This is a genomic window from Gilliamella sp. Occ4-3 (assembly GCF_001690675.1).
Lineage (GTDB): Bacteria > Pseudomonadota > Gammaproteobacteria > Enterobacterales > Orbaceae > Gilliamella > Gilliamella bombi.
This window is the reverse complement of sequence record NZ_LZHR01000071.1, coordinates 1-22,319: the sequence shown is the minus strand read 5'-3', so window position 1 is coordinate 22,319 and position 22,319 is coordinate 1. Positions and strand designations below refer to the sequence as shown.

General features: G+C 34.9%; 15 protein-coding genes. 6 read left to right on the top strand and 9 right to left on the bottom strand.

Annotated elements, in window-relative coordinates; translation table 11 throughout:
- Positions 1-113: 113 nt before the first annotated feature.
- From sppA to pcnB, 6 genes are all read right to left on the bottom strand, one after another.
- Positions 114-1,946: a signal peptide peptidase SppA gene (sppA, locus tag A9G44_RS07845; protein WP_143426345.1), complete on the bottom strand. Its 1,833-nt coding sequence runs from the start codon at positions 1,944-1,946 to the stop codon at positions 114-116.
- Between the two features lie 29 nt (positions 1,947-1,975).
- Entirely contained in the window at positions 1,976-2,794 is an 819-nt protein-coding gene (apaH, locus tag A9G44_RS07840; RefSeq protein WP_065610240.1) for a bis(5'-nucleosyl)-tetraphosphatase (symmetrical) ApaH, read from the bottom strand.
- 4 nt (positions 2,795-2,798) lie between these two features.
- On the bottom strand, positions 2,799-3,596 hold the full coding sequence (rsmA, locus tag A9G44_RS07835) for a 16S rRNA (adenine(1518)-N(6)/adenine(1519)-N(6))-dimethyltransferase RsmA (RefSeq protein WP_034913799.1): 798 nt from the start codon (positions 3,594-3,596) through the stop codon (positions 2,799-2,801).
- Positions 3,589-4,902, bottom strand: a complete 1,314-nt coding sequence (gene surA / locus A9G44_RS07830) for a peptidylprolyl isomerase SurA (protein ID WP_065610238.1) — start codon at positions 4,900-4,902, stop codon at positions 3,589-3,591. The genes rsmA and surA overlap by 8 nt, the downstream gene beginning before the upstream one ends.
- A 79-nt stretch (positions 4,903-4,981) precedes the next feature.
- Entirely contained in the window at positions 4,982-7,348 is a 2,367-nt protein-coding gene (lptD, locus tag A9G44_RS07825; RefSeq protein ID WP_065610236.1) for an LPS assembly protein LptD, read from the bottom strand.
- Between the two features lie 76 nt (positions 7,349-7,424).
- Positions 7,425-8,789: a polynucleotide adenylyltransferase PcnB gene (pcnB, locus tag A9G44_RS07820; RefSeq protein WP_065610234.1), complete on the bottom strand. Its 1,365-nt coding sequence runs from the start codon at positions 8,787-8,789 to the stop codon at positions 7,425-7,427.
- 405 nt (positions 8,790-9,194) lie between these two features.
- Here pcnB and oxyR point away from each other — a divergent pair, with 405 nt between their 5' ends.
- From oxyR to A9G44_RS07805, 3 genes are all read left to right on the top strand, one after another.
- Entirely contained in the window at positions 9,195-10,121 is a 927-nt protein-coding gene (gene oxyR / locus A9G44_RS07815) for a DNA-binding transcriptional regulator OxyR (RefSeq protein WP_034913789.1), read from the top strand.
- Between the two features lie 41 nt (positions 10,122-10,162).
- On the top strand, positions 10,163-10,807 hold the full coding sequence (gene fabR / locus A9G44_RS07810; protein ID WP_034913785.1) for an HTH-type transcriptional repressor FabR: 645 nt from the start codon (positions 10,163-10,165) through the stop codon (positions 10,805-10,807).
- 198 nt (positions 10,808-11,005) lie between these two features.
- Entirely contained in the window at positions 11,006-12,034 is a 1,029-nt protein-coding gene (locus A9G44_RS07805) for an alpha/beta hydrolase family protein (RefSeq protein WP_065610232.1), read from the top strand.
- A 56-nt stretch (positions 12,035-12,090) separates the two neighbouring features.
- Here the strand turns inward: A9G44_RS07805 and pntB are convergent, their stop codons facing one another.
- Positions 12,091-13,482, bottom strand: a complete 1,392-nt coding sequence (gene pntB, locus A9G44_RS07800) for a Re/Si-specific NAD(P)(+) transhydrogenase subunit beta (protein WP_065610230.1) — start codon at positions 13,480-13,482, stop codon at positions 12,091-12,093.
- 15 nt (positions 13,483-13,497) lie between these two features.
- On the bottom strand, positions 13,498-15,030 hold the full coding sequence (pntA, locus tag A9G44_RS07795) for a Re/Si-specific NAD(P)(+) transhydrogenase subunit alpha (RefSeq protein ID WP_065610228.1): 1,533 nt from the start codon (positions 15,028-15,030) through the stop codon (positions 13,498-13,500).
- A 316-nt stretch (positions 15,031-15,346) separates the two neighbouring features.
- On the opposite strand from pntA, the gene mukF reads away from it, so the two are divergent.
- The 3 genes from mukF to mukB are packed head-to-tail and all read left to right on the top strand — an operon-like array spanning position 15,347 to position 21,862.
- The gene (mukF, locus tag A9G44_RS07790; protein ID WP_065610226.1) at positions 15,347-16,669 is read left to right on the top strand and encodes a chromosome partition protein MukF; all 1,323 of its coding nucleotides are present in this window, start codon (positions 15,347-15,349) and stop codon (positions 16,667-16,669) included.
- A gap of 43 nt (positions 16,670-16,712) precedes the next feature.
- Positions 16,713-17,441 (top strand): chromosome partition protein MukE, encoded by a 729-nt coding sequence (gene mukE / locus A9G44_RS07785; RefSeq protein ID WP_080702356.1) that lies wholly within the window; start codon positions 16,713-16,715, stop codon positions 17,439-17,441.
- 2 nt (positions 17,442-17,443) lie between these two features.
- On the top strand, positions 17,444-21,862 hold the full coding sequence (gene mukB / locus A9G44_RS07780; RefSeq protein WP_065610224.1) for a chromosome partition protein MukB: 4,419 nt from the start codon (positions 17,444-17,446) through the stop codon (positions 21,860-21,862).
- Between the two features lie 168 nt (positions 21,863-22,030).
- Here mukB and A9G44_RS07775 read toward each other — a convergent pair.
- Positions 22,031-22,319: hypothetical protein (locus A9G44_RS07775; RefSeq protein ID WP_218837562.1), on the bottom strand; the 289-nt coding region annotated here is incomplete at its 5' end.

Sequence of the window (22,319 nt, the reverse complement as noted above, 5' to 3'; positions counted from 1 at the left end):
GATTATTTTAACCGTGTAGTATAAACAACTCACGTTTTCCCACAAATTACAAATTAGAGTGAGAAAAAAATTATTATCTGCCACAACAGTAGCAGATAATAAGCAAAAGTATATTAACGAACATCAGCACAATTTAAGCAATAAATATAGCGATTTTGCGGATCATTAAACTTATTCCATAAAGAAACATGCTGTTTAAGTTGTTTTGCTTCAGGAAGTTGTTCAAAAAATATTTCTGCCGTTGATTTAGGCAACATGGCTATCATATTTGAATAAAATGCATTAAACCAATTTCCCTTTGGCTTTTGCCAGTCGATCTCATAATCAGTTAAATTAGCTAATGTTGCTGCTGTTTCAATGGCATCATCAAAGTCACCTAATTTATCAACAAGTCCAATTTTACTTGCTTCTGAACCAAGCCAAACTTGTCCTTGTCCAATTTTATCGACTTGTTCAGTTGTCATATTTCGTGCTTTTGATACTAACGAAATAAATGTTTGATAGCCACTATCAATATTTAATTGAATTAATTGATTCATTTCGGTTGGTAGATCTTGCGCAAAGTTATTACTTGCTAGTGGAGATGTAGTTACACCATCGCTATAAACACCAATATGAGATAAAGATTTTTCGAATGTTGGAATAATACCAAAAATACCAATAGAACCAGTAATTGTATTTGGGCTTGCAACTATGTAATCTGATGCGGTTGATATCCAGTATCCACCCGATGCAGCCATTCCTCCCATAGAGATAACTACAGGAATCTGGCAATCACGTAACGCTTCTAATTCACTACGAATTGCTTCTGACGCATCCACACTCCCTCCTGGGCTATTTACTCGTAATACTATTGCTTGTGTATTATGTTTATTTAAGTTTTTACGGATTTTTCTCAATTGTTCAACAATGTCTTGGCTACCAGCGATATTACTACTATTTTCACCATCGGTAATAGTACCATTTACAAATACAACCGCAATTAATGGTTTGTTGCTTCCATTATCACTATCTAAATTTGTATCTTTTGACTTAAGTTGATAGTCATAAATGCTGATTTGATGTTGCTGATTAAGCTCAGATTCAAATTGATAGCTAGATGCAATTTCATCGACCAATCCATTAGACATAGCATATTGAGCCATATTACCATTAGCCACTTTTAAATTGGTCAACATAGTCTCTGGAGTCGGAACCAATTGGGTATCGGCCTTTTTCCGTTGTGTTGAAATGTCTTGAAGATAATTGTCCCACATAAGTGTTAACCAACGTGTCGTATTGCTTTTTGCTTCTTCTGACATATCATCACGAATAAATGGTTCGATGGCTGATTTGTAGGTTCCTACTCTAAAAACATGTGTGTTAATTTTTAAATTATCAAGCAAAGTTTTATAGTATAGATTGTTGGCCGCTAGACCATATACATTAACTGAGCCAAGTGGTGTTAAATATATTTTATCAGCATAGCTGGCTAAATAATATTGGCTTTGATTGAAGTTAGAACCATAAGCATAAATTGGTTTATTCGCCTTACTAAATTTGGTTAAATATTTACCAATATACTGTAGCGAACTCACATCAGCACCAACAAAATGATCTAATTTAAGAACCATGCTTGTAATCTTTGGATCTGCTGTGGCTTGAGCTATTTTTTGAGTTAATTCAAATAAACTATTTTCACGAGAGGTATTTACTTTTTTACCGTAGATTTTGCTTTGTAAAGCATAAATTTCATCACCGTATAATGTGTTGTCAACAACTACTCCTTCAATATCCAATACCAATGTTCCATATTGTGGAATAATTTCTTGTTTTTGTGTTTCTTTGACTAATGCGATGACGCTAAAGGTTAAAATAATAATAATTAGAAATATTAGATTAAGAAATATTTCTCTTATTAAGTTAATTACTTTCCATATTGATTTAATGACAGATAAAGCAGACATAATAAATGATCCTTTCATAGATAGTTTATCTAATTTTTTACTTCAATATTTTTCTTTTTAAAGTATTTTTTATCTTCAAATCGTAAGCACGTTAATTTTCCCCCCCAACAACATCCTGTATCAAGTGCATAAATATTATCTGGTGTACCTTTCCCATTTAATGCTGCCCAATGACCAAAAGCAATTCCATACTCGTTTGGAATTTTGCTTGGTAATGAAAACCAAGGTTTAAGTTTTGAAGGTGCTTTCTCAGGTGATTTTTTATAATAAAAATCTAGCCGACCATCTTCATAACAAAAACGCATACGAGTTAATGCATTAGCAATATAACGCAACCTATCTAAACCTTGTAGTTCAGGAAACCATTCATCAGGAGTGTTACCATACATTTTATCAAGGAATAGGATATAGGAATCACTAGATAACATAATATTTAGCTCATAAGCACATTTTTTTAGTGTTTCGATATCCCATTGTGGTGAAATGCCAGCATGGGTCATAATTAACTTTAATGAATTATCAATTTGAACCAATGGCTGTCTACGTAGCCACTCCATTAATTCACAAAAATCTGGTGCACGAATAATCTCATCAAGATTATCCTTCTTTTTAGAAAGAGTAACATTGGCATAAATTGATAATAAATGTAGGTCATGATTACCTAATACCAATCGAATTTGGTTAGCATTATGTTTAACAAATCTTAGAACTTCTAATGATTTTGGGCCTCTAGCAACTAGATCTCCTGTTAGCCATAAAATATCCGATGATGAGAATTTTGCTTTTTCAAGTAAACGCATAAACTCATCATAACAACCATGAATATCACCAATAAGTAAGTTTGCCATCCTGTTAACTCCATGAGTTTGCAAGTTGACAGTATTGTTGTACTGTTAAGTTTTCGGCACGTAAATTAGGATCAATATTTAAGTCATTTAATTGTTCAACCGTAAACAGATTACTTAAGCTGTTACGGATAGTTTTTCGTCGTTGGTTAAATGCCTCTGTAGTTACGCGAGAAAGTATTCTTATATCATTAACAAGATAAGGTTTTTCTTTATAAGGTACTAATTTAACTACAGCAGAGTCAACTTTTGGGGCTGGTTTAAATGATGTTGGTGGTACTTCAAGAACAGGAATGATCTGACAATAATATTGAGCCATAACGCTCAATCTACCGTAATGTTTACTGTTAGGCGATGCAACTAATCGAGTTACCACTTCTTTTTGTAGCATAAAATGCATGTCAGTGATGATATTTGTATGTTCAAATAAATGAAACATTAACGGCGTCGAGATATTATAAGGTAAGTTACCAAATACTCTTAATGGTTTACCTAATTGATCGGCTAACTGATTAAAGTCAAAGGTTAGGGCATCTTGTTCAATAACCGTTAATTTATTATTTAAAAATGGATTTTCAATTAATCTATTAGCTAGATCCCTATCTATCTCTATAACTGTCAAATGATCAATATGTTTACTGATAGGTATGGTTAATGCCGCAAGCCCGGGACCGATTTCGACTAGTGCTTGATCTTTTTTAGGTTGTATAGCTGAAACAATACTTTCGATAATGTAATCATCATGTAAAAAATTTTGCCCAAATCTTTTACGGGCAAAATGCCCTTGGTGAACACGGTTATTCATGTTTATCTTCACCTGTGATTTTAATATAAGCGTCACCTTTTATTTCTTGAATCCATACTTGGGCTTCTTCAGAAAATTTACGATTAAAAATAAGTCGATAAGCTTGATCTTTATTCATTGCATTTGTTCCATCAGCTTGTCTTTTATCAATTAATTGAATTAAATGCCAGCCATAAGCCGATTTTATTGGTTGGCTAATTTCTCCTTTCTTTAACTGAATCAGAGCCGTTCTAAAATCATTATCATAAATTTCAGGACGGTTCCAACCTAAGTTTCCTCCTTTACTTGCCGAGCCTGTATCCTCAGAGTTAGATTTAGCTGCTGCTTCAAAAGTTGTGGCTCCACTAGTAATTGATTTACGGATATCACTTAGCTTTTGTTTTGCAATTTGGTCGGTGACTAATACATTTGTTTTAATCAGTATATGGCGTGCATTTACCTCTTCAATTGTGAAGGTTCTTGGTGCTTCTGAACGAGTATCATCAACTTTTAGAATATGTAGACCAACCCCTGAACGGATAGGTCCAATAATACTACCTTTTGTAGCTCGTACTAATCGCTCTTCAAAGATAGTAGGTAATTCATTAAGTTTATGCCAACCCATACTACCACCTTTCAATGCAAAATCATCGTTTGAATATGAAGTAGCTAATTTAGCAAAACTTTCCCCTTTTTGAGCTCGATTAATGATATCTCGTGCTTTATTTGTTGCATTATCAATTTGTTGTTTTGATGCTTTTTCTGGAACAGAAATCAAAATATGGCTTATTTTTACATCAATATTATTGGTTGGTTGACGAGCAATATTTTTTGCTAAATTTTCTATTTCTTTTTCTGAAATTTTGACTCTTGATCTAACTTCATGCATTCGAGTCTTATCTATTAGCATATCATTGTGAATTCTTTCACGATAGGCACCATAACTTATTCTCATCATCGAAAGTCTACTTCTAAGTTGGTCGACACTCATACCATTTTCTGCTGCAATTCTATTAATAGCTTCAGTTACCTCGTCATCACTAACTGTAATTTTAGCTTTAGCTGCTTTTTGTAAAATTAGATTTTCGATAATTAAACGTTCAATAATTTGTTGTCTAAGTATTTTATCATTAGGTAGATTTTTAGGATCTGAGCTAGCTTTAATCGTTTTTAACATATCATTAACATCACTTTCTAAAATGACATTGTTATTAACAACCGCAGCAACTTGTTCTACAACTTTCGGAGCAGCATTGGCAGATAACGGAGTTATAATTCCTAAAGTTATGCTTAGATTTAATGCTATAAATAGTTTTAATAATTTCATATTCACTTAACTCATTTTGTTTTTCAGCATAGACAGCTTGTAATAAATTTATTGGTAATCTTACAGTTAAAAAAATATTTTATTCAAATGCTGTATTATATGGTAGTTTACCGAAATTAAGCATTTTAGCTTTGGTATCTCGGTTGCTACCCAATCCTTTTAATTCGAAGTTAATCGATAGTTTATTTTCATACTTACTTTTGCGAGAAGTATTATCCCAGTCCGTCAATTTTCTACCATATTGTACTGTTGTTCCCCAACAACAATCACTATAATTCAATCCGATAGAACCATCTGTAGTTTGTTCTAATTTAACGTCATAATAATATGAACCAACAGCATTGAATGTTTGCGATAATGGCCAAGCGGTCATCATTCCAGCCTGTGAAATATCTTGTCTATAGCCTCTATAAAATGGATTCTTATCGACAGTATCAATATAGTTACGGTTTGCATAGCGGTATGATAATTGGATTAACTTATCGCCAGTTGGCCGGTATTCAAATATTGCATTGGCTAATGAAATTGTATCAATTCGAGTATCATACTGAACGCCACTTCTAAAGATTATATCATTACTTATACGCCAAAAGTTATCCGATGCCCAGGTAATACTGCCTGTATCGGAGTTTTCATCTAAATCATTATTATGTTCACTCGTTTTTGATTTGGTGAAATAAGTAATTTGCCCAATAGATAAGTTAAATTTTTCAACCTTGTTATTATCATAAAATCGTGTTGTTACACCAGTTGATATTTTATTGGTTGAAGCAATCCTATCTAAACCACTATATGGTTGATCTCTAAATAGACCAATATAATCCGACTGTAATATAGTGGAATCATAGTCGCTAATATTAGATTGGTTTCGATAGGGAATATAGATATATTTTACTCGAGGCTCTAAGGTTTGCGTATAGCCATTAATAAATGGAACATCACGCTCGAAGATGACTTTACCATCAATGCTAAACTTAGGCAAAAAGCGATTTACCTTTTTATCTAAATATTTATATTGTTCAATATGTTTATTGATATTATCTTGATTATAATGAGTTGCCATAATCCCAGTTTCAGTGGTTAATAATGACCAAGAATTGGATAAAGTATAATTAAGCGTTGGTTCAAAATGTGCTCGCCATGCCTTAGGTTTACTTTTTCCAGACGTCAAGAAGCGAGATACTTGAGAGAATACTCTAAATTTGAATGGCCCCAAATCATTATTATAATAATTCATATCCAATTGTGGTTGAGTTTGATAAAGCGAATTTTTTAATTCTGAATGGAATGGTTGAAAGTGTCGATAGCCTAACATAATATCCCAATTTTCATCATTATAAGCAATTTTATAATACTGCGTTAAATATCCTGCAGTTTGGGAGGCGTATTTAGAACTTAAGTTTGTAAGATACTGATTGTCACTAACTCGAGTTGTATCTGCATAAAAGCGCCAATTATAGTTAATTAATTCATCATTTTTCCAATGAAATAACCAACGGTGACGATTGTCGTCATAATTGTTACCATTAAAACGATTGTCTCTATCTTCATTATATTTAGTATCGTGTTGAAGCCAGTCAAATGCAAGTGTACCTAAACCTATTTCGTTTAAATAACGAAATTCTGTTTGCAATTGTAGACCTCGTTTTTCTAATACTCTTGGGGTAAAGGTTGCATCATAATTTGGTGCAATATTCCAATAAACAGGTATTGAAAAATCAATGCCATCGATACTGTCATAGCCGAAATTAGGCATTAATAATCCTGAACGGCGTTTATTACCAGTTGGTAATTGTAAATAAGGCGAGTATAGAACAGGCACTTTACCAATACTAAATACAGCGTTCCAGACCTCTAGAAATTGCTCCTCGTTGTCATGAATAACGGTCGTTCCTTTAATATCCCATGTGCTGTCATTAATAGGACAAGATGTAAAACTACCTTTTTTTAAAATAACATAACGATTTTTTTCAAGTTGCATTTTATCTGCATTACCGCGACCAAGCCTATTGACAAGATGATACTCACTTGGGATCATATCTGCATCATTGTTATTTAGATTCATTGATGCTTTATCGCCTTTCATTTTTATTAAATTATCTTGATAAGTAATATCACCTTCTAATGTTACTATTCTATTATTACTATCTTGAGTATCAATTGTTACTTTGTCTGCTTGAACCGTTCGGTTGCCTTGTTCTATTAATACTTCACCTTTATATATAGCAATATTAGGGTAGATTGCTTCAAGTTGATTAGCTTCAGCATTTACGGGTAAAGTATCTATATCTCCATTAACTAAAGGGCGATCAAACTTAGGAACGTCTATAAGGCATTGAGGATTATTGCTTACAACGGTTTTAGGTAAATCTAAAGCATAACTAGAGCTATTATACAAAAAAAGAGTAACGGCTATAGCAATAAGAGAAGGCGTTAAATTTTTCATCAATGATTCTAAAGCTATTTTTGATTATTTTAATTGCAGCATTATAGCGGTTATTTATAAAAGTGCGAATTAAAAATTAACGTTTCCCTATGCGTTTATTTATTTTATTAAGCTGTTTTACCATTGCTATTCTTTTTTCGGCTGTAGTATTTTGAAACTCATCCCACCACCTAGCTAACTGCAAGAGCTCTCCTTTTTCGATTGAGGCTCGCATTTCTAAAAGGTCATAAGCAGCTCTAAACTTAGGATGTTCTAAAATGGCAAACGCTCGTTTACCATTCCGTTTCTTCATTCGTAGCTGTAAACGCCAAATATCACCCATGATGCTCGTTAAGCGTCTAGGTATAGCAATACTTTTACATTGTTCACTTAGTACTTCGTTAATTGCCATCGAAAACGAATCATGAAATGGCAAACCACTTTCGATACACGTTGCTTGTGTTTGTTCAATTATTGGATACCAGAAAAAAACTGCAAACAAAAATGCTGGATTAATTCGCTTATTGTTGGCAATGCGATAATCAGTATTTTTTAAAACTTGTTCGATGATTTTCTCTAAATAACTGTTTGGATTGTTAGCAAATAGATGCTCAATAACAGGAAATAGTTGTTCAAAAAGGCCATACTCTCTTAGTAACTTATAAGTTTTGTAACCATTCCCAGTTTGTAATAATTTAAGGGACTCATCAAAAAGTCGTGCTGAAGGTACGTTTCTTAATAATGATGCAAGCTGTTTAATTGGCTTAGCAGTAGCTAGTTCAATTTTCATATTCAGTTTTGCAGCAAAACGGACTGTCCTTAGCATCCTAACAGGATCTTCTCGATAACGTGTTTGCGGATCGCCAATTAATCGAATAATGCCTTTTTGTAAATCTTCTAATCCTCCGCAATAATCACGTAAAGTAAAATCATTTACATTATAGTAAAGTGCATTCATAGTAAAATCCCGACGGATAGCATCTTGCTCAATGGTTCCGTAGACATTATCACGTAATAGCATACCTGACTGCGAACTTTTAGATATATTGGTTTGCCCTTTTTGAGAATCGTGCTCACCGCGGAATGTTGCAACTTCAATAATCTCTTTCCCAAATATAATATGAGCAAGACGAAATCGTCTTCCTACTAAGCGACAGTTACGGAAAATTTTCTGAATTTGTTCTGGCGTAGCATTAGTTGTGATATCAAAATCCTTTGGTGTTTTACCTAAGATAAGATCTCTGATACATCCCCCGACTAGATAGGCTTCATACCCTTGTTTATTTAATCGATAAAGGACTTTTAATGCGTTTTCACTAATCTCTTTACGAGATATATTATGTTCATTACGAGGAATGGACACATAGCTAGCTTTTTGTTCGTCTTCATTGTGAAAAAACTTTCGATAAAAGCGTGAAACTTGTTTAAAAATGGTGCACCTCAAAAAGTTTTTTTGCTTCATAATAATATAGCGCGCAATTATATAGTAATTGCTAATAAGTTTCCATTTTTCTTGGAATTGGTATTTTTTCGTTCAATAAAATTGTATTTTTTTAGATGACTTAAATATTCTATTTGATTTTTTAAACATAATTATCAACAATAGTGTCTCGTATAGTAATATTAACAACATCTAATAAAAAAAATAAACTTTGTTTTACTCTGATTAGTGTATTTAATTAGCTAATTAAGATGGAATAAAACTGTACTCAGAACTTCTTTTTACTTATTTGTATCACAAAATATAATTAATAACGCTTTATAATTTGATAAATTATAAAGCGCTTTTGATGTTATTTGTTATAACTATTACATAATAGAAGTTATTTGAGTATATACCATTAACTGATAACTTATTGGGGACATTATGAACATTCGTGATTTGGAATATTTTGTTTCGTTAGCTGAATTTCGCCATTTCCGTAAAGCTGCTGATGCTTGCAATGTGAGTCAACCAACTCTCAGTGGTCAAATTAGAAAATTAGAAGATGAATTAGGCGTAATGTTATTAGAGCGCACAAGTCGCAAAGTACTATTTACTCAAACTGGTATGATGCTAGTTGAACAAGCCAAAGAGATTTTGCGTAATATCCAAATTTTAAAAGAAATGGCTAGCCGTCAAGGTGAAGAAATGTCTGGACCTATGCATATAGGCCTGATCCCTACTATAGCGCCTTATCTTTTACCTCATGTCATTACAGTTTTACATGACTTTTTTCCTCAGTTGGAACTTTACTTGCACGAAGCACAAACCGCCAATATTGTTGCTCAACTCGAAAGCGGCAAGCTTGATTGCGCAATCATTGCACAAGTCAAAGAAACATCACAATTTATTGAACTACCTTTATTTGATGAACCCATGTTTTTAACTGTTCCTGCTACTGATGAATTAGCTAGCAAAAATACAGTTAAACTTTCTAGCTTAAAAGGTAAAAAATTCTTAATGTTAGAAGATGGTCACTGTTTACGAGATCATGCAATGGGATACTGTTTTCAAGTTGGAGTTGATGAAGATAAACAATTTAAAGCTACTAGTCTTGAAACGCTTAGGAGTATGATTTCTGCTGGTCGCGGTATTACTTTATTTCCTGAACTTGCTATACCTAACGAGCGAATTCGTGATAATATTTGCTATATTCCTTGTACTGATCCTGTACCTGTACGCAGCATTGCTCTTATTTATCGTCCTGGTTCACCATTACGTTCCCGTTATGAAACAATAGCTAAAACAATCCGGGAGCATATGCCTAAAGTATTTGCTGAGAAAGAACGATTATTAATCAAATCAATTTAGGGGTAGGTAGTAAATCAAAAATATTATAACTGAGCTATCAAATGAAAAATATCAAGACCGGTGGTGTTCGTGCTCAACAAAAAGAAAGAACTCGCCGTACTTTAATTGAAACAGCATTTAATCAACTTAATGCTGAGCAAGGTTTTACAAGTTTAAGTTTGCGAGAAGTAGCGCGTGAAGCTGGAATCGCTGCTACTTCATTTTATCGTCATTTTCGTGATATGGATGAGTTGGGTTTAGCCATGGTTGATGAAAGCGGTTTAACTCTTCGTCAATTATTGCGACAAGCACGTAAGCGTATTGAAAAAGGTGGTAGTGTATTACGGACATCGGTGACCACATTCATTGAATTTATTGATAAGAATCCGAAGGTCTTTTTATTACTTCTTCGTGAAAAAGCGGGGACGTCAGCCGCTTTTCGATCTGCTATTGCCCGTGAAATTCAACACTTTATTGTCGAACTTGTGGATTATCTTGATAATGCTAACCAAATGCCTCACCATTATAATGAAGCTCAAGCAGAAGCGATGGTCACTATTGCTTTTAATGCGGGAGCTGAAGCAATTGATTTTGACACAGTACAAAGACAAAAATTAATTGAAGATCTTATTTTTCAACTAAGAATGGTGTCTCGTGGAGCTTATTATTTATATCATAAAGAACAAATCAAAAAAGATAGTCATTAATCGTTATACTCCCCCAAATCCAATCTCAAAATTCTAATTTGGTCGTAATATTAAAATTTTATGCTGTTTAGCAATTAATTATTTTCAATAAGAATATCTACTAATTACTGATTTTTACTATTACTATTTATTGTGTTTTTGTTATTCATACTGTAGCATTAAAAAAAAGAGAAACATTGTTAAATAGAAATTAATTTCATGACTAAACTATACTTTTTGCTTTATTCGCTTATTTTGTCCTTTCCCTTTTTCAACTATGCTTATTCAAATGTGGGATTTAAGGAAATCTATTATAGCAAAGAAGACAGTAGACCTTTAAATATTGCAATATGGTATCCGACAGATGCTCAACAAAGAGCAGTAGCTATTGGCGATAATGCCGTTTTTTACGGTTCTAAAGTCATTCCTTATGCAGCATCTATTTCAAATTATCGTAAACATCCTTTGATTGTTATTTCGCATGGTTATGGAGGAAGTTGGCAAAGTTTAAATTGGCTTGCTTATGAACTGGCAGATAGGGGATATATTGTTGCTGCACCAAATCATCCGGGAACTACTTATTTTAATAAAGATATTACTCAATCTACTAAATTGTGGTTACGTCCTCAAGATCTAAGTAAAACTATTGATGCGTTACAAATAGATGAGTTTTTGGCAAACTATATTGATATGAATAAAATTTCATCTATTGGACATTCCCTTGGCGGTTGGACAGTAGCTGCACTTGCTGGAGCAAGGTTTGATACAGATCTTTTTAAACAAGATTGCACTATACATTCACATTTAAAAGCTTGCCAGTTAGTAAATGAACTTGGACTGGATAACCCACAATTAAATAAAAACATGTCAGATCAGAGAATAAAGTCATTTATTTCTTTAGATGCTGGATTAGTTAGAGGATTTACTGCAGATAGTTTGAAAAATATTGCTTTTCCTTCTTTAATCATTGGCGCTGGTATTGATGTTGGTGATATGAATGTAGAGCTAGAATCTGGTTATTTACAACAGTTTCTTTCAAAATCATTATCAACTTATATTGTTATCCCTGATGCAACGCATTTTAGTTTCATGCAAATTTGTAAATCAGATGCTATAGATATTTTAGAGCAAGAGGCTAAAGGAGAAGCAATCATTTGTAAAGATGGTGGGAATCGCACAAGGACAGAGATACACCGTGAAATAACGGATCAAATAATCGATTTTTTAGCTAAGGTGAATTTAAATTAAGTGCTTATTTTAGAAATATACTGCGGCAAAAGCCGCAGTAATACTTTTAGTGATACTTAAAGGTTTTGTAGTACTTTTTCAACACTGTCTTTAGCATCACCAAATAGCATATAGCTATTTTCTTTAAAGAATAGTGGGTTTTGTACACCTGCATAACCAGTATTCATTGAGCGTTTAGAAATAACAACCGTTTTTGCTTTCCAAACTTCAAGAACAGGCATGCCTGCTATTGGGCTATTTGGATCTTCTTCTGCCGCTGGGTTGACTGTATCGTTAGCTCCAATTACCCAAACCACATCAGTATCAGGGAAGTCATCGTTGATTTCATCCATTTCTAATACAATATCATAAGGGACTTTTGCTTCGGCTAATAATACATTCATATGCCCAGGTAAACGTCCTGCTACTGGGTGAATACCAAAACGAACTTCTATACCCATACCACGTAGTCTTTCAGTAATATTACTTACTGCACCTTGAGCTTGAGCAACTGCCATACCATATCCAGGAACAATAATAACTGAGCGGGCTTCTTTTAATGTTTGCGCAACTTCGGCTGGTTGCATTTCACGGTATTCACCTTGTTCTTCATCTGATGAACTAGCTGCGCTACCATCGCTACCGAAACCGCCAGCAATAACACTAATAAATGAGCGGTTCATCGCTTTACACATAATATATGAAAGAATTGCGCCTGATGAACCAACTAATGCGCCTGTTACAATTAATAGATCATTGCCTAACATAAAGCCTGCTGCTGCTGCTGCCCAACCTGAATAAGAATTTAGCATTGAAATAACAACAGGCATGTCAGCACCACCAATTGAAGCAACAAGATGGAAACCAAACACGAATGCAATAATTGCCATGATCAACAAACTAATTGTTGCACCAGCGCCACTTTTTACTTCAACAAAAGTAAACATTAAAATGATAGAAACAACAATTGCTGCTAGATTCCAATAATGTTTATTTGGAATTGATAATGGTTTTGAGCTAATGCGTCCATTTAATTTACCAAATGCGACAACAGAGCCGGAGAAGGTTACTGCGCCGATAAAGACACCAACAAAAATCTCTACTAAATGTACAGTTAACTCACCACCTTGAAAATTTTGAATGTGTGGATCTAAATAACTGTTTAAGCCAACTAGAACAGCAGCCATTCCAACAAAGCTATGAAGTAGTGCAACAAGCTCTGGCATTTGAGTCATTTCAACTTTTTTAGCCAAATATAAACCAATTACAGCACCAATAATCATTGCAATAACTATCCAGTGTAATCCGCCTTTAATACTTGCAACTGCTGCAATAAGTGCGATTACCATACCAATCATACCGTAAATATTACCAGATTTGGCAGATTCTTGGTTGGAAAGACCTCGTAAACTAAAGATAAAAAGTAATGCAGCAATAACATAGGCTGCTTGAATGATTCCATTACTCATAATGTATGCTCTCCTTTACTTGCCACGTTGAAACATTTTCAGCATTCTTTGAGTAACAAAGAATCCACCAAAAATATTAATACTAGCAATCAAAATAGCAACAAAAGCAATTGCCGTAGTTAAGCCATTATCATCACTGACTTGTAATATTGCTCCGACCAATATAATTCCAGAAATTGCATTAGTTACCGACATTAGTGGTGTATGCAAAGAATGTGTAACATTCCATACAACGTAGTAACCAACAACGCAAGATAATGCAAATACAGTAAAATGCCCTAAAAAGCTTTCAGGAACGGAGTTTGCAAGCCAGAAGAAAGCAATGAGAACTAAAGCTAAAATACCATATTTTTTGCGAGGATCCATTGGCTTTGGTTCTGGTTTAACAATTGGCTCTGCTGCTTTTTTCTGAGGTTGAGCAGATACTTGAATCGGTGGTGCTGGCCAAGTGATTTCTTTATCTTTAACCACAGTTACACCACGAATTACAACATCTTCAAAATTGATATCAATATTACCGTCTTTTTCTTTAGCAAGCAGTTTTAATAGGTTAACAATGTTAGTACCATAAAGCTGTGATGCTTGTGCTGGCATACGATTAGCTAAATCAGTATAACCAACAATTTTAACATTGTTATCTGTTTCGAAAATTTCACCTGGTTTAGTTAATTCACAGTTACCACCAGTTAGCGCAGCCAAATCAACAATAACACTACCCGGTTTCATTGATTCAACCATTTCTTTCGAAATGAGTTTTGGAGCTGGTTTACCTGGAATTAGTGCAGTTGTTATGATGATATCAACATCTTTAGCTTGTTCTGCAAACAGTGCCATTTCAGCTTCAATAAAGGCCGCTGACATCTGTTTAGCATAACCGTCACCAGAGCCTGCTTCTTCTTCAAAATCTAACTCTAAAAAGTCAGCGCCCATGCTGTTAATTTGTTCGGCAACTTCAGGGCGAGTATCAAAAGCACGAACAATTGCACCCAAACTTACTGCAGCACCAATTGCTGCTAGGCCTGCAACACCTGCTCCAATAACTAATATTTTAGCTGGCGGTACTTTACCAGCAGCAGTAACTTGCCCTGTAAAGAATCGACCAAATTGATTTGCTGCTTCAATAACTGAACGATAACCAGCAATATTAGACATTGAGCTTAATGCATCTAGAGATTGTGCGCGTGAAATACGTGGTACACAATCCATAGCCATTACAGTAATATTTTTGGTGGCTAATTTTTCTAATAGCTCTTTATGTTGAGCTGGATAAATATAGCTAATAAGGGTTGAACCCTCTTTCATTAAAGAAATTTCATCATCGCTTGGCGCATGAAACTTCAAAATTAAATCATTTTGCCAAACATCTTGTGTGTTTTGAATTGTGGCTCCAGCATCAATAAAAGCTTGGTCTTCATAATGAGCTGCATGTCCAGCGCCTTGTTCTACGGAAACTGTAAAGCCCAGTTTTAACAGTTGTCCAACAGTCAAAGGAGTTGCTGCAACTCTAGCTTCATTGGCTAACCGTTCTTTAGGTATACCGATATGCATTTCGTTACGTCCTTATGTTAGTTTATTGTATGTAAGTTGATTTTAGCATAAATAGGGTTATGTGCGAGTAGGGAATCTATTTTTTATTCAAGAAATAAGATTTTTAAATTATCTGAGTAATATTTATTAATTAATATTATTATAAGGCTATATCGAAATAGCTATAATTTAAATAAAACAGTTTTAATGCTTTCATTGAATTCCATTACAAATTTACTCTATATTGTTATATAATTGGCGTTATTTTTGTGTCTACCTTGAAGTGTAAACTTTAAGGCATGATTCGATTTTGTTCTCCTTGAATTAAGGATTTTTTATGATTGATTTTTCCCAATCAGTGCCAGAACTGGTCTCTTGGGCAAAAAAGAATGATTTTTCGATCGCTTTGCCTGTGGAAAGGTTAGCTTTTTTATTAGCTATTGCCGTATTAAATAGCGAACGTTTTGACGGTGAAATGACGGAATCTGAATTAATTGATGCTTTTAGGCATGTTTCACAAATTTTCGAGCAGAGTGAAGACACTATTACATTGCGAGCCAATAATGCTATCAATGATTTGGTACGCCAACGCTTAATCACACGTTTTGCAAGTGAAATGACAGACGGTTTCTCGATTTATCGTTTAACTCCGTTAGGTATAGGTATTTCTGATTATTATATTCGCCAACGTGAATTCTCAACGCTGCGTTTATCCATTCAGTTATCTATTGTTGCGCAAGAGTTAAAACGAGCTGCAGATGCAGCCATCGAAGGTGGTGATGATTTACATTGGCATCGAAATGTCTTTGCGCCATTAAAATATTCAGTCGCTGAAATTTTTGATAGTATCGATATCACACAACGAGTGATGGATGAACAACAAGCTGATGTTAAACAAAATATTTCTGCCTTATTAAGTCAAGATTGGCAAGCAGCAATTAGCAGTTGTGAAGGGTTACTGACTGAAACATCACAAACATTGCGGGAGTTACAAGATACTTTAGCTGCTGCAGGTGATAAATTACAAGCCAGTTTACTTTTAATACAAGATGCGACGCTTGATAATCCAGAACTCGATAAAATCAACAATGTAGTTATGGATCTGCAAGGTAAACTAGATCGAATTATTGGTTGGGGGCAAAAAGCGATTGACCTTTGGATCGGTTATGATCGCCATGTTCATAAATTTATTCGTACTGCTATTGATTTAGATAAAAATCGTGTGTTTTCGCAACGCTTACGAAAATCGATTCAAGGATACTTTGATTTGCCTTGGTCAATCACTTTTGCTAATGCCGATCGCTTACTAGATATGCGTGATGAAGAATTGGCACTACATGATGCTGAAGTAACTGGAGAATTACCTTCGGAACTTGAATTTGAAATGATTGAAGAGATTCAAGAACATATTATTGCTCATATTGAACAAAATTTAATGGTATTTAAGCAAGAAAATAAACCACTTGATATGGGCGCTACCATTCATAACTATTTGGCTCAGTTCCCGCGTGAACAACATTTTGATATAGCGAGATTATTTATTGATCAGGCTATTCGTCTCGGTATTGCTGAAGATGATTGGCTTGGAATTCCTGCCGAATGGAAACCTATTAACGATTATGGAGCTAAGGTACAAGCACATGTCATCAACAGATACTAACGATTTCGAAACACAACAAACTGCACATCATCTAGATGAAGTTATGGGGCGCATAGTCGCTAGTTCTCAGGCTTCTATCGATAAATATATGCCCGTTAAGTTGGCCCAAGCAATTGCTAATCCGATCTTTCCAGAACTGGATAGTTTACTACGCTCTGGCCGTCATATTGGTATTGATGAGCTTGATCATCATGCTTTTCTAATGGATTTCCAACTTGAGCTTGAACAATTTTATCAACGTTATAATGTTGAGCTAATCCGTGCGCCTGAAGGATTTTTCTATCTTCGTCCTCGCTCAACAACATTGATTCCTCGTTCAGTATTATCGGAGCTTGATATGCTTGTTGGCAAAGTACTTTGTTATTTGTATTTAAGTCCCGAGAGATTAGCGCATGAGGGGATTTTTACCTTACAAGAATTGTTTGATGAACTGGTTTCATTAGCAGATGAAAGTAAGTTACTCAGATTAGTAAACCAACGTTCAACAGGTTCAGATTTAGATCGCCAAAAACTATTTGATAAAGTGAAAACAGCGCTAAATCGCCTGCGTCGACTAGGTATGATTTTTTTTATTGTTGGTAATGACAGTAGCCGTTTTCGCATTAACGAATCAATTTTCCGTTTTGGTGCAGATGTACGAAGTAGTGATGACGCACAAGAAGCGCAATTACGCCTAATTCGAGATGGCGAAGCAATTAAAATCGAATCAGCACTTATTTTAGATGATAATAATGAAGAACAAGATGAAGATGTTAATGAGGAGACTGAATAATCATGATTGGACACGGTAAATTTCACTCATTAACGCTAATTAACTGGAATGGTTTTTTTGCACGAACTTTTGAGCTTGACCAATTAGTTACGACATTATCTGGTGGTAATGGTGCTGGTAAATCAACTACCATGGCGGCATTTGTAACTGCATTAATACCTGACTTAACTTTATTACACTTTAGAAATACAACCGAAGCTGGAGCCACATCAGGCTCACGAGATAAAGGCTTGCATGGTAAATTAAAACCAGGCGTCTGTTATTCTATGCTGGACGTAATTAACTCACGGAACCAAAGGATTATTTGTGGTGTACGTTTGCAACAAGTAGCAGGACGGGACAAAAAAGTCGATATCAAGCCTTTTTTATTGCAAGGATTATCTATCAGTGTAAGCCCAACAGAGTTGGTTACGGAGCGTTTAAATGATAAACAAGCGCGAATCTTATCGTTACCAGAGTTAAAAGATAAAGCCGAATCAATGGAAGGCATTATCTTTAAACAATTTAACTCAATTACTGATTATCATTCGGTTATGTTTGATTTTGGTATTTTACCAAAACGCTTACGCTCTCCATCCGATAGAAGCAAATACTACCGTTTGATTGAGGCCTCACTTTATGGTGGTATCTCAAGTGCTATTACTCGTTCCTTACGTGATTATTTATTACCAGAAAATAGTGGTGTGCGAAAAGCTTTTCAAGATATGGAAGCCGCATTACGCGAGAATCGGATGACGTTAGAAGCCATTCGAGTAACACAATCGGATCGTGACTTATTTAAGCACTTAATTACTGAGTCAACTAATTATGTGGCAGCTGATTATATGCGCCATAATAATGAACGCCGAGTTCATATAGAATCAGTACTTGGCCTGCGTCGTGATATGTTTAAAACGCAAGATCTGCTTATAAGCAATCAATACCGCCAAGTTGAAATGGCAAAAGAACTTAAAGAATATCAAGATGCGCAAAATGATTTGGAAACCGATTTACAGGCTGCTAATGATCACCTCAATTTAGCGCAAACTGCATTACGTCAACAGGAAAAAATCGACCGTTATCAAGCAGATTTAGATGATTTAAACTTAAAGTTAGAAGAACAAAACGAAGTGGTACTTGAAGCGAATGAACAGTACCAAACCTATCGTGAGCAAGTAGAGCAAACAGAACAAGAAGTTGACGAAATCAAGACTCAATTAGCTGATTATCAACAGGCTCTTGATGTTCAACAAACACGTGCAATTCAATACCAACAGGCCTTACAGGCGTTAAAAAATGCTCAGTCATTATGCCAGTTACCAAAATTAGGTATTAGTAATATTGAAAATCACTATGAATTGTTTGAAGAAAAGCAAAAAGAGATCACGGAACAAGTTCTTGAACTTGAGCAAAAATTAAGTGTATCTGATGCGGCAATTAATCAGTTTGACCGTGCTTATCAATTAGTGATTAAATTAGTCGGCAATGTTACCCGAAGTGACGCTTTTGCGGCAGCTAAAGAAGCATTAAGACAATGGCCATCACAATGTTACCAAGCAGAACAAGCCGAGCATTTACAGCTACAACTAGATGAGCTAGAACAACGATTTTTTGAACAAAAAGAAGCAGAATCGTTATTAACACAATTTTGTAAACGTATTGAACGCCAAGTTAATTACGATGAACTAGATGATTTAAAACAAGAACTTGAATTGCAATTAGACGAAACAGCCGAACGAGCTAATGAATCTAGCGAAAAACGTATCGAATTTAGGCAAGAGCTTGAACAAATTCAATCAAAAATAGCTGATTATCGTCAAAAAGCTCCACTATGGTTGAAAGCACAAGATGCATTAATCGCTTTACAAGAACAAACTAGCGAACAGTTTAATAACAGTCAAGATGTCACTCAACATATGCAAAAACTGCTAGAAAAAGAGCGAATACTTGTTACTGAGCGAGACCAAATTAGTTTTAGACGCAACCAATTAGATGTTCAAATTGAGCAACTAAATCAACCTAGTGGTGTCGATGATGGACGTTTGTCTTCGTTAGCAGAACGATTTAATGGTGTATTACTTTCTGAAATTTATGAAGATGTAACAATTGATGATGCACCTTACTTTTCTGCATTATATGGTCCATCAAGACAAGCTATTGTTGTACCAGATTTATCATTAGTTAAACAGCAATTAGAAAACCTTACCGCAAGTGATGAAGATTACCCTGAAGATATCTATTTTATCGAAGGTGATCCTTCATCATTTGATGATAGTGTTTTTGATTGTGAGGAGATGAATAAAGCGGTACTTGTCAAAACGGGCGATCGTCAATGGCGATTCTCAAGCTTTCCTAAAGTACCACTATTTGGTCGTGCTGCTCGTGAGATTCACCTTGAAAAATTATCTGCCGAACGTGATGAATTACATGAGCGCTATGCAACTATCTCATTTGATTTACAAAAATTACAACGAATTGAACAAAATGTTGGGCAATTTATTGGTCAACATTTAGGAGTTGCTTTTGATATCGATCCTGAAGCTGAAGCGCAAAAATTAACGACAAGACGCACTGAAATTGAACGACAATTATCGTCTCAGGAAAGTATTGATAAACAAAATCAGCAACAAGTTACTAATTGCAAAGAACAATTAGCAACCATAAATCGCTTGGTTGCGCAAATGCATTTATTGGCTGATGATGATCTGGCCGATAGGGTTGACGATTTACGTGAACAAGTAGCACAAGCACAAGAATCTGCGCAATATGTTAGTCGTAATGGTAATACCGTTTCAGAACTTGAACCAATTTTAGCTGTTTTACAAAGTGATCCTGAACAAAATGAAGCTTTACGAGAACAATACAATACGGTTAAAGCACAACAACAAACTATCCGCCAACAAGTTTTTGCCTTAACTGAAGTAATGCAACGTCGTGCCCACTTTAGCTATGAAGACTCGGCAGGTATGTTAAATGAAAATAGTGATTTAAATGAAAAATTACGTTCTCGCTTAGAAATCGTCGAAACTCAAAGAACTGAAGCTCGCAGTCAGATGCAACAGTATCAAGACAAATACAATCAATATAACCAAACACTAGCTTCGCTTAAAAGTGCATTTGAAACTAAGCGCGATATGTTGCATGAGCTACAAAAAGAAATTGAACAAATTGGGGTAAAAGCCGATGCGATCACTGAAGAACGTGCTCGATTACGTCGTGATGAAATCCATCAAAAATTAAATAACAATCGTCAACATTGTACATCGCTTGAAAAGCAACTCATTATGTGCGAAAGCGAAATGACACAATTGCAAAAACGGCTAACTCAAACACTGCGAGATTATAAGCAACTACGCGAACAGGTAGTGCAAGCCAAAGCTGGTTGGTGCTTAGTCTTAAGGCTTGTTAAAGAAAATAGTGTTGAAAGGCGTTTACATCGACGTGAACTTGCTTATTTAAGTGCGGATGAATTACGCTCAATGTCAGATAAAGCATTAGGTTCCTTACGTTTAGCTGTTAATGACAATGAACATTTACGGGATGTATTAAGACTATCAGAAGATCCAAAACGCCCAGAACGTAAAATCCAATTCTATATCGCTGTTTACGCACATTTGCGTGAACGAATTCGCCAAGATATTGTTAAAACTGACGATCCAATTGAAGCCATTGAACAGATGGAAATTGAATTGTCACGCTTAACAGAAGAACTCACTTCGCGTGAACAGCAACTGGCAATTAGCTCGAAGAGTGTATCGAATATTATTCGTAAAACCATACAGCGCGAACAAAATCGTATTCGTATGCTTAACCAAGGATTACAAGCAGTGGCATTTGGTCAAGTTAATGGCGTGCGTTTAAATGTCAATGTTCGCGAAGCTCATTCAACTCTTTTAGCTGCACTTGCCGATGAGCAAAATGAACATCAAGATCTATTTAGTAATAATCGTATTACCTTCTCGGAAGCGTTAGCTAAACTCTATCAACGTTTAAATCCACATATTGATATGGGACAACGAACTGCCCAAAATATTGGTGAAGAACTGCTAGATTATCGAAATTATCTTGAAATGGATGTTGAGGTGAATCGAGGTGCAGATGGTTGGTTACGTGCTGAAAGCGGTGCATTATCAACGGGTGAGGCAATTGGTACAGGTATGTCAATTTTACTTATGGTGATTCAAAGTTGGGAAGAAGAATCCAAGCGACTTCGGAATAAAGATATTTTGCCATGTCGTCTACTATTCTTAGATGAAGCAGCTCGACTAGATGCCAAATCAATTGCAACACTATTTGAACTTTGTGAACGATTAGAAATGCAATTAATCATTGCTGCTCCAGAAAACATCAGTCCTGAAAAAGGAACAACCTATAAACTCGTACGTAAAGTTATCAATAACCAAGAACATGTGCATGTAGTTGGTTTGAAAGGCTTTGCTTAATTTCTGCTTTGCCGACATTGTCGGCAAAGCTTTACAATTTTTGTAAAAAAGTTTCAGGTAACTATACGTTTCAGTATAAATATCTTAAAAATAGATACGAAATCAAAAAATTGACTATCATTGTTCAATTGAAAAGTTGGATGCACTTGCTGCTCATAAAAAGGGATATTACGTATTGTTGACTAAACTCAAAATATTACTTATTGCTGTTCTTGCTTGATGACTGTTTTTCCAACAAGTTGAACCTGTTAATAATGCACCTTTGTTAAGGATTTCATCTAAACTAGCATTACGCAATTTATCGAAAGAATTGAAGTTCATATCTTCAAGTCTTTCAATAATTTTGGCTCCCACGAATTTAAGCTCCATTAACTGCTGCTGTTCTGTTTCTGTAAAAGCCATATTATTCTTCTTACATTTTATTGAATATAATTTTAAATTATCATATAAAATAAAT

Coding starts and splice junctions, on each gene's coding strand:
- sppA (WP_143426345.1), bottom strand. CDS start 1,946: ATGTCTGCTTTATCTGTCATTAAATCAATATGGAAAGTAATTAACTTA.
- apaH (WP_065610240.1), bottom strand. CDS start 2,794: ATGGCAAACTTACTTATTGGTGATATTCATGGTTGTTATGATGAGTTT.
- rsmA (WP_034913799.1), bottom strand. CDS start 3,596: ATGAATAACCGTGTTCACCAAGGGCATTTTGCCCGTAAAAGATTTGGG.
- surA (WP_065610238.1), bottom strand. CDS start 4,902: ATGAAATTATTAAAACTATTTATAGCATTAAATCTAAGCATAACTTTA.
- lptD (WP_065610236.1), bottom strand. CDS start 7,348: ATGAAAAATTTAACGCCTTCTCTTATTGCTATAGCCGTTACTCTTTTT.
- pcnB (WP_065610234.1), bottom strand. CDS start 8,789: ATGAAGCAAAAAAACTTTTTGAGGTGCACCATTTTTAAACAAGTTTCA.
- oxyR (WP_034913789.1), top strand. CDS start 9,195: ATGAACATTCGTGATTTGGAATATTTTGTTTCGTTAGCTGAATTTCGC.
- fabR (WP_034913785.1), top strand. CDS start 10,163: ATGAAAAATATCAAGACCGGTGGTGTTCGTGCTCAACAAAAAGAAAGA.
- A9G44_RS07805 (WP_065610232.1), top strand. CDS start 11,006: ATGACTAAACTATACTTTTTGCTTTATTCGCTTATTTTGTCCTTTCCC.
- pntB (WP_065610230.1), bottom strand. CDS start 13,482: ATGAGTAATGGAATCATTCAAGCAGCCTATGTTATTGCTGCATTACTT.
- pntA (WP_065610228.1), bottom strand. CDS start 15,030: ATGCATATCGGTATACCTAAAGAACGGTTAGCCAATGAAGCTAGAGTT.
- mukF (WP_065610226.1), top strand. CDS start 15,347: ATGATTGATTTTTCCCAATCAGTGCCAGAACTGGTCTCTTGGGCAAAA.
- mukE (WP_080702356.1), top strand. CDS start 16,713: ATGGGGCGCATAGTCGCTAGTTCTCAGGCTTCTATCGATAAATATATG.
- mukB (WP_065610224.1), top strand. CDS start 17,444: ATGATTGGACACGGTAAATTTCACTCATTAACGCTAATTAACTGGAAT.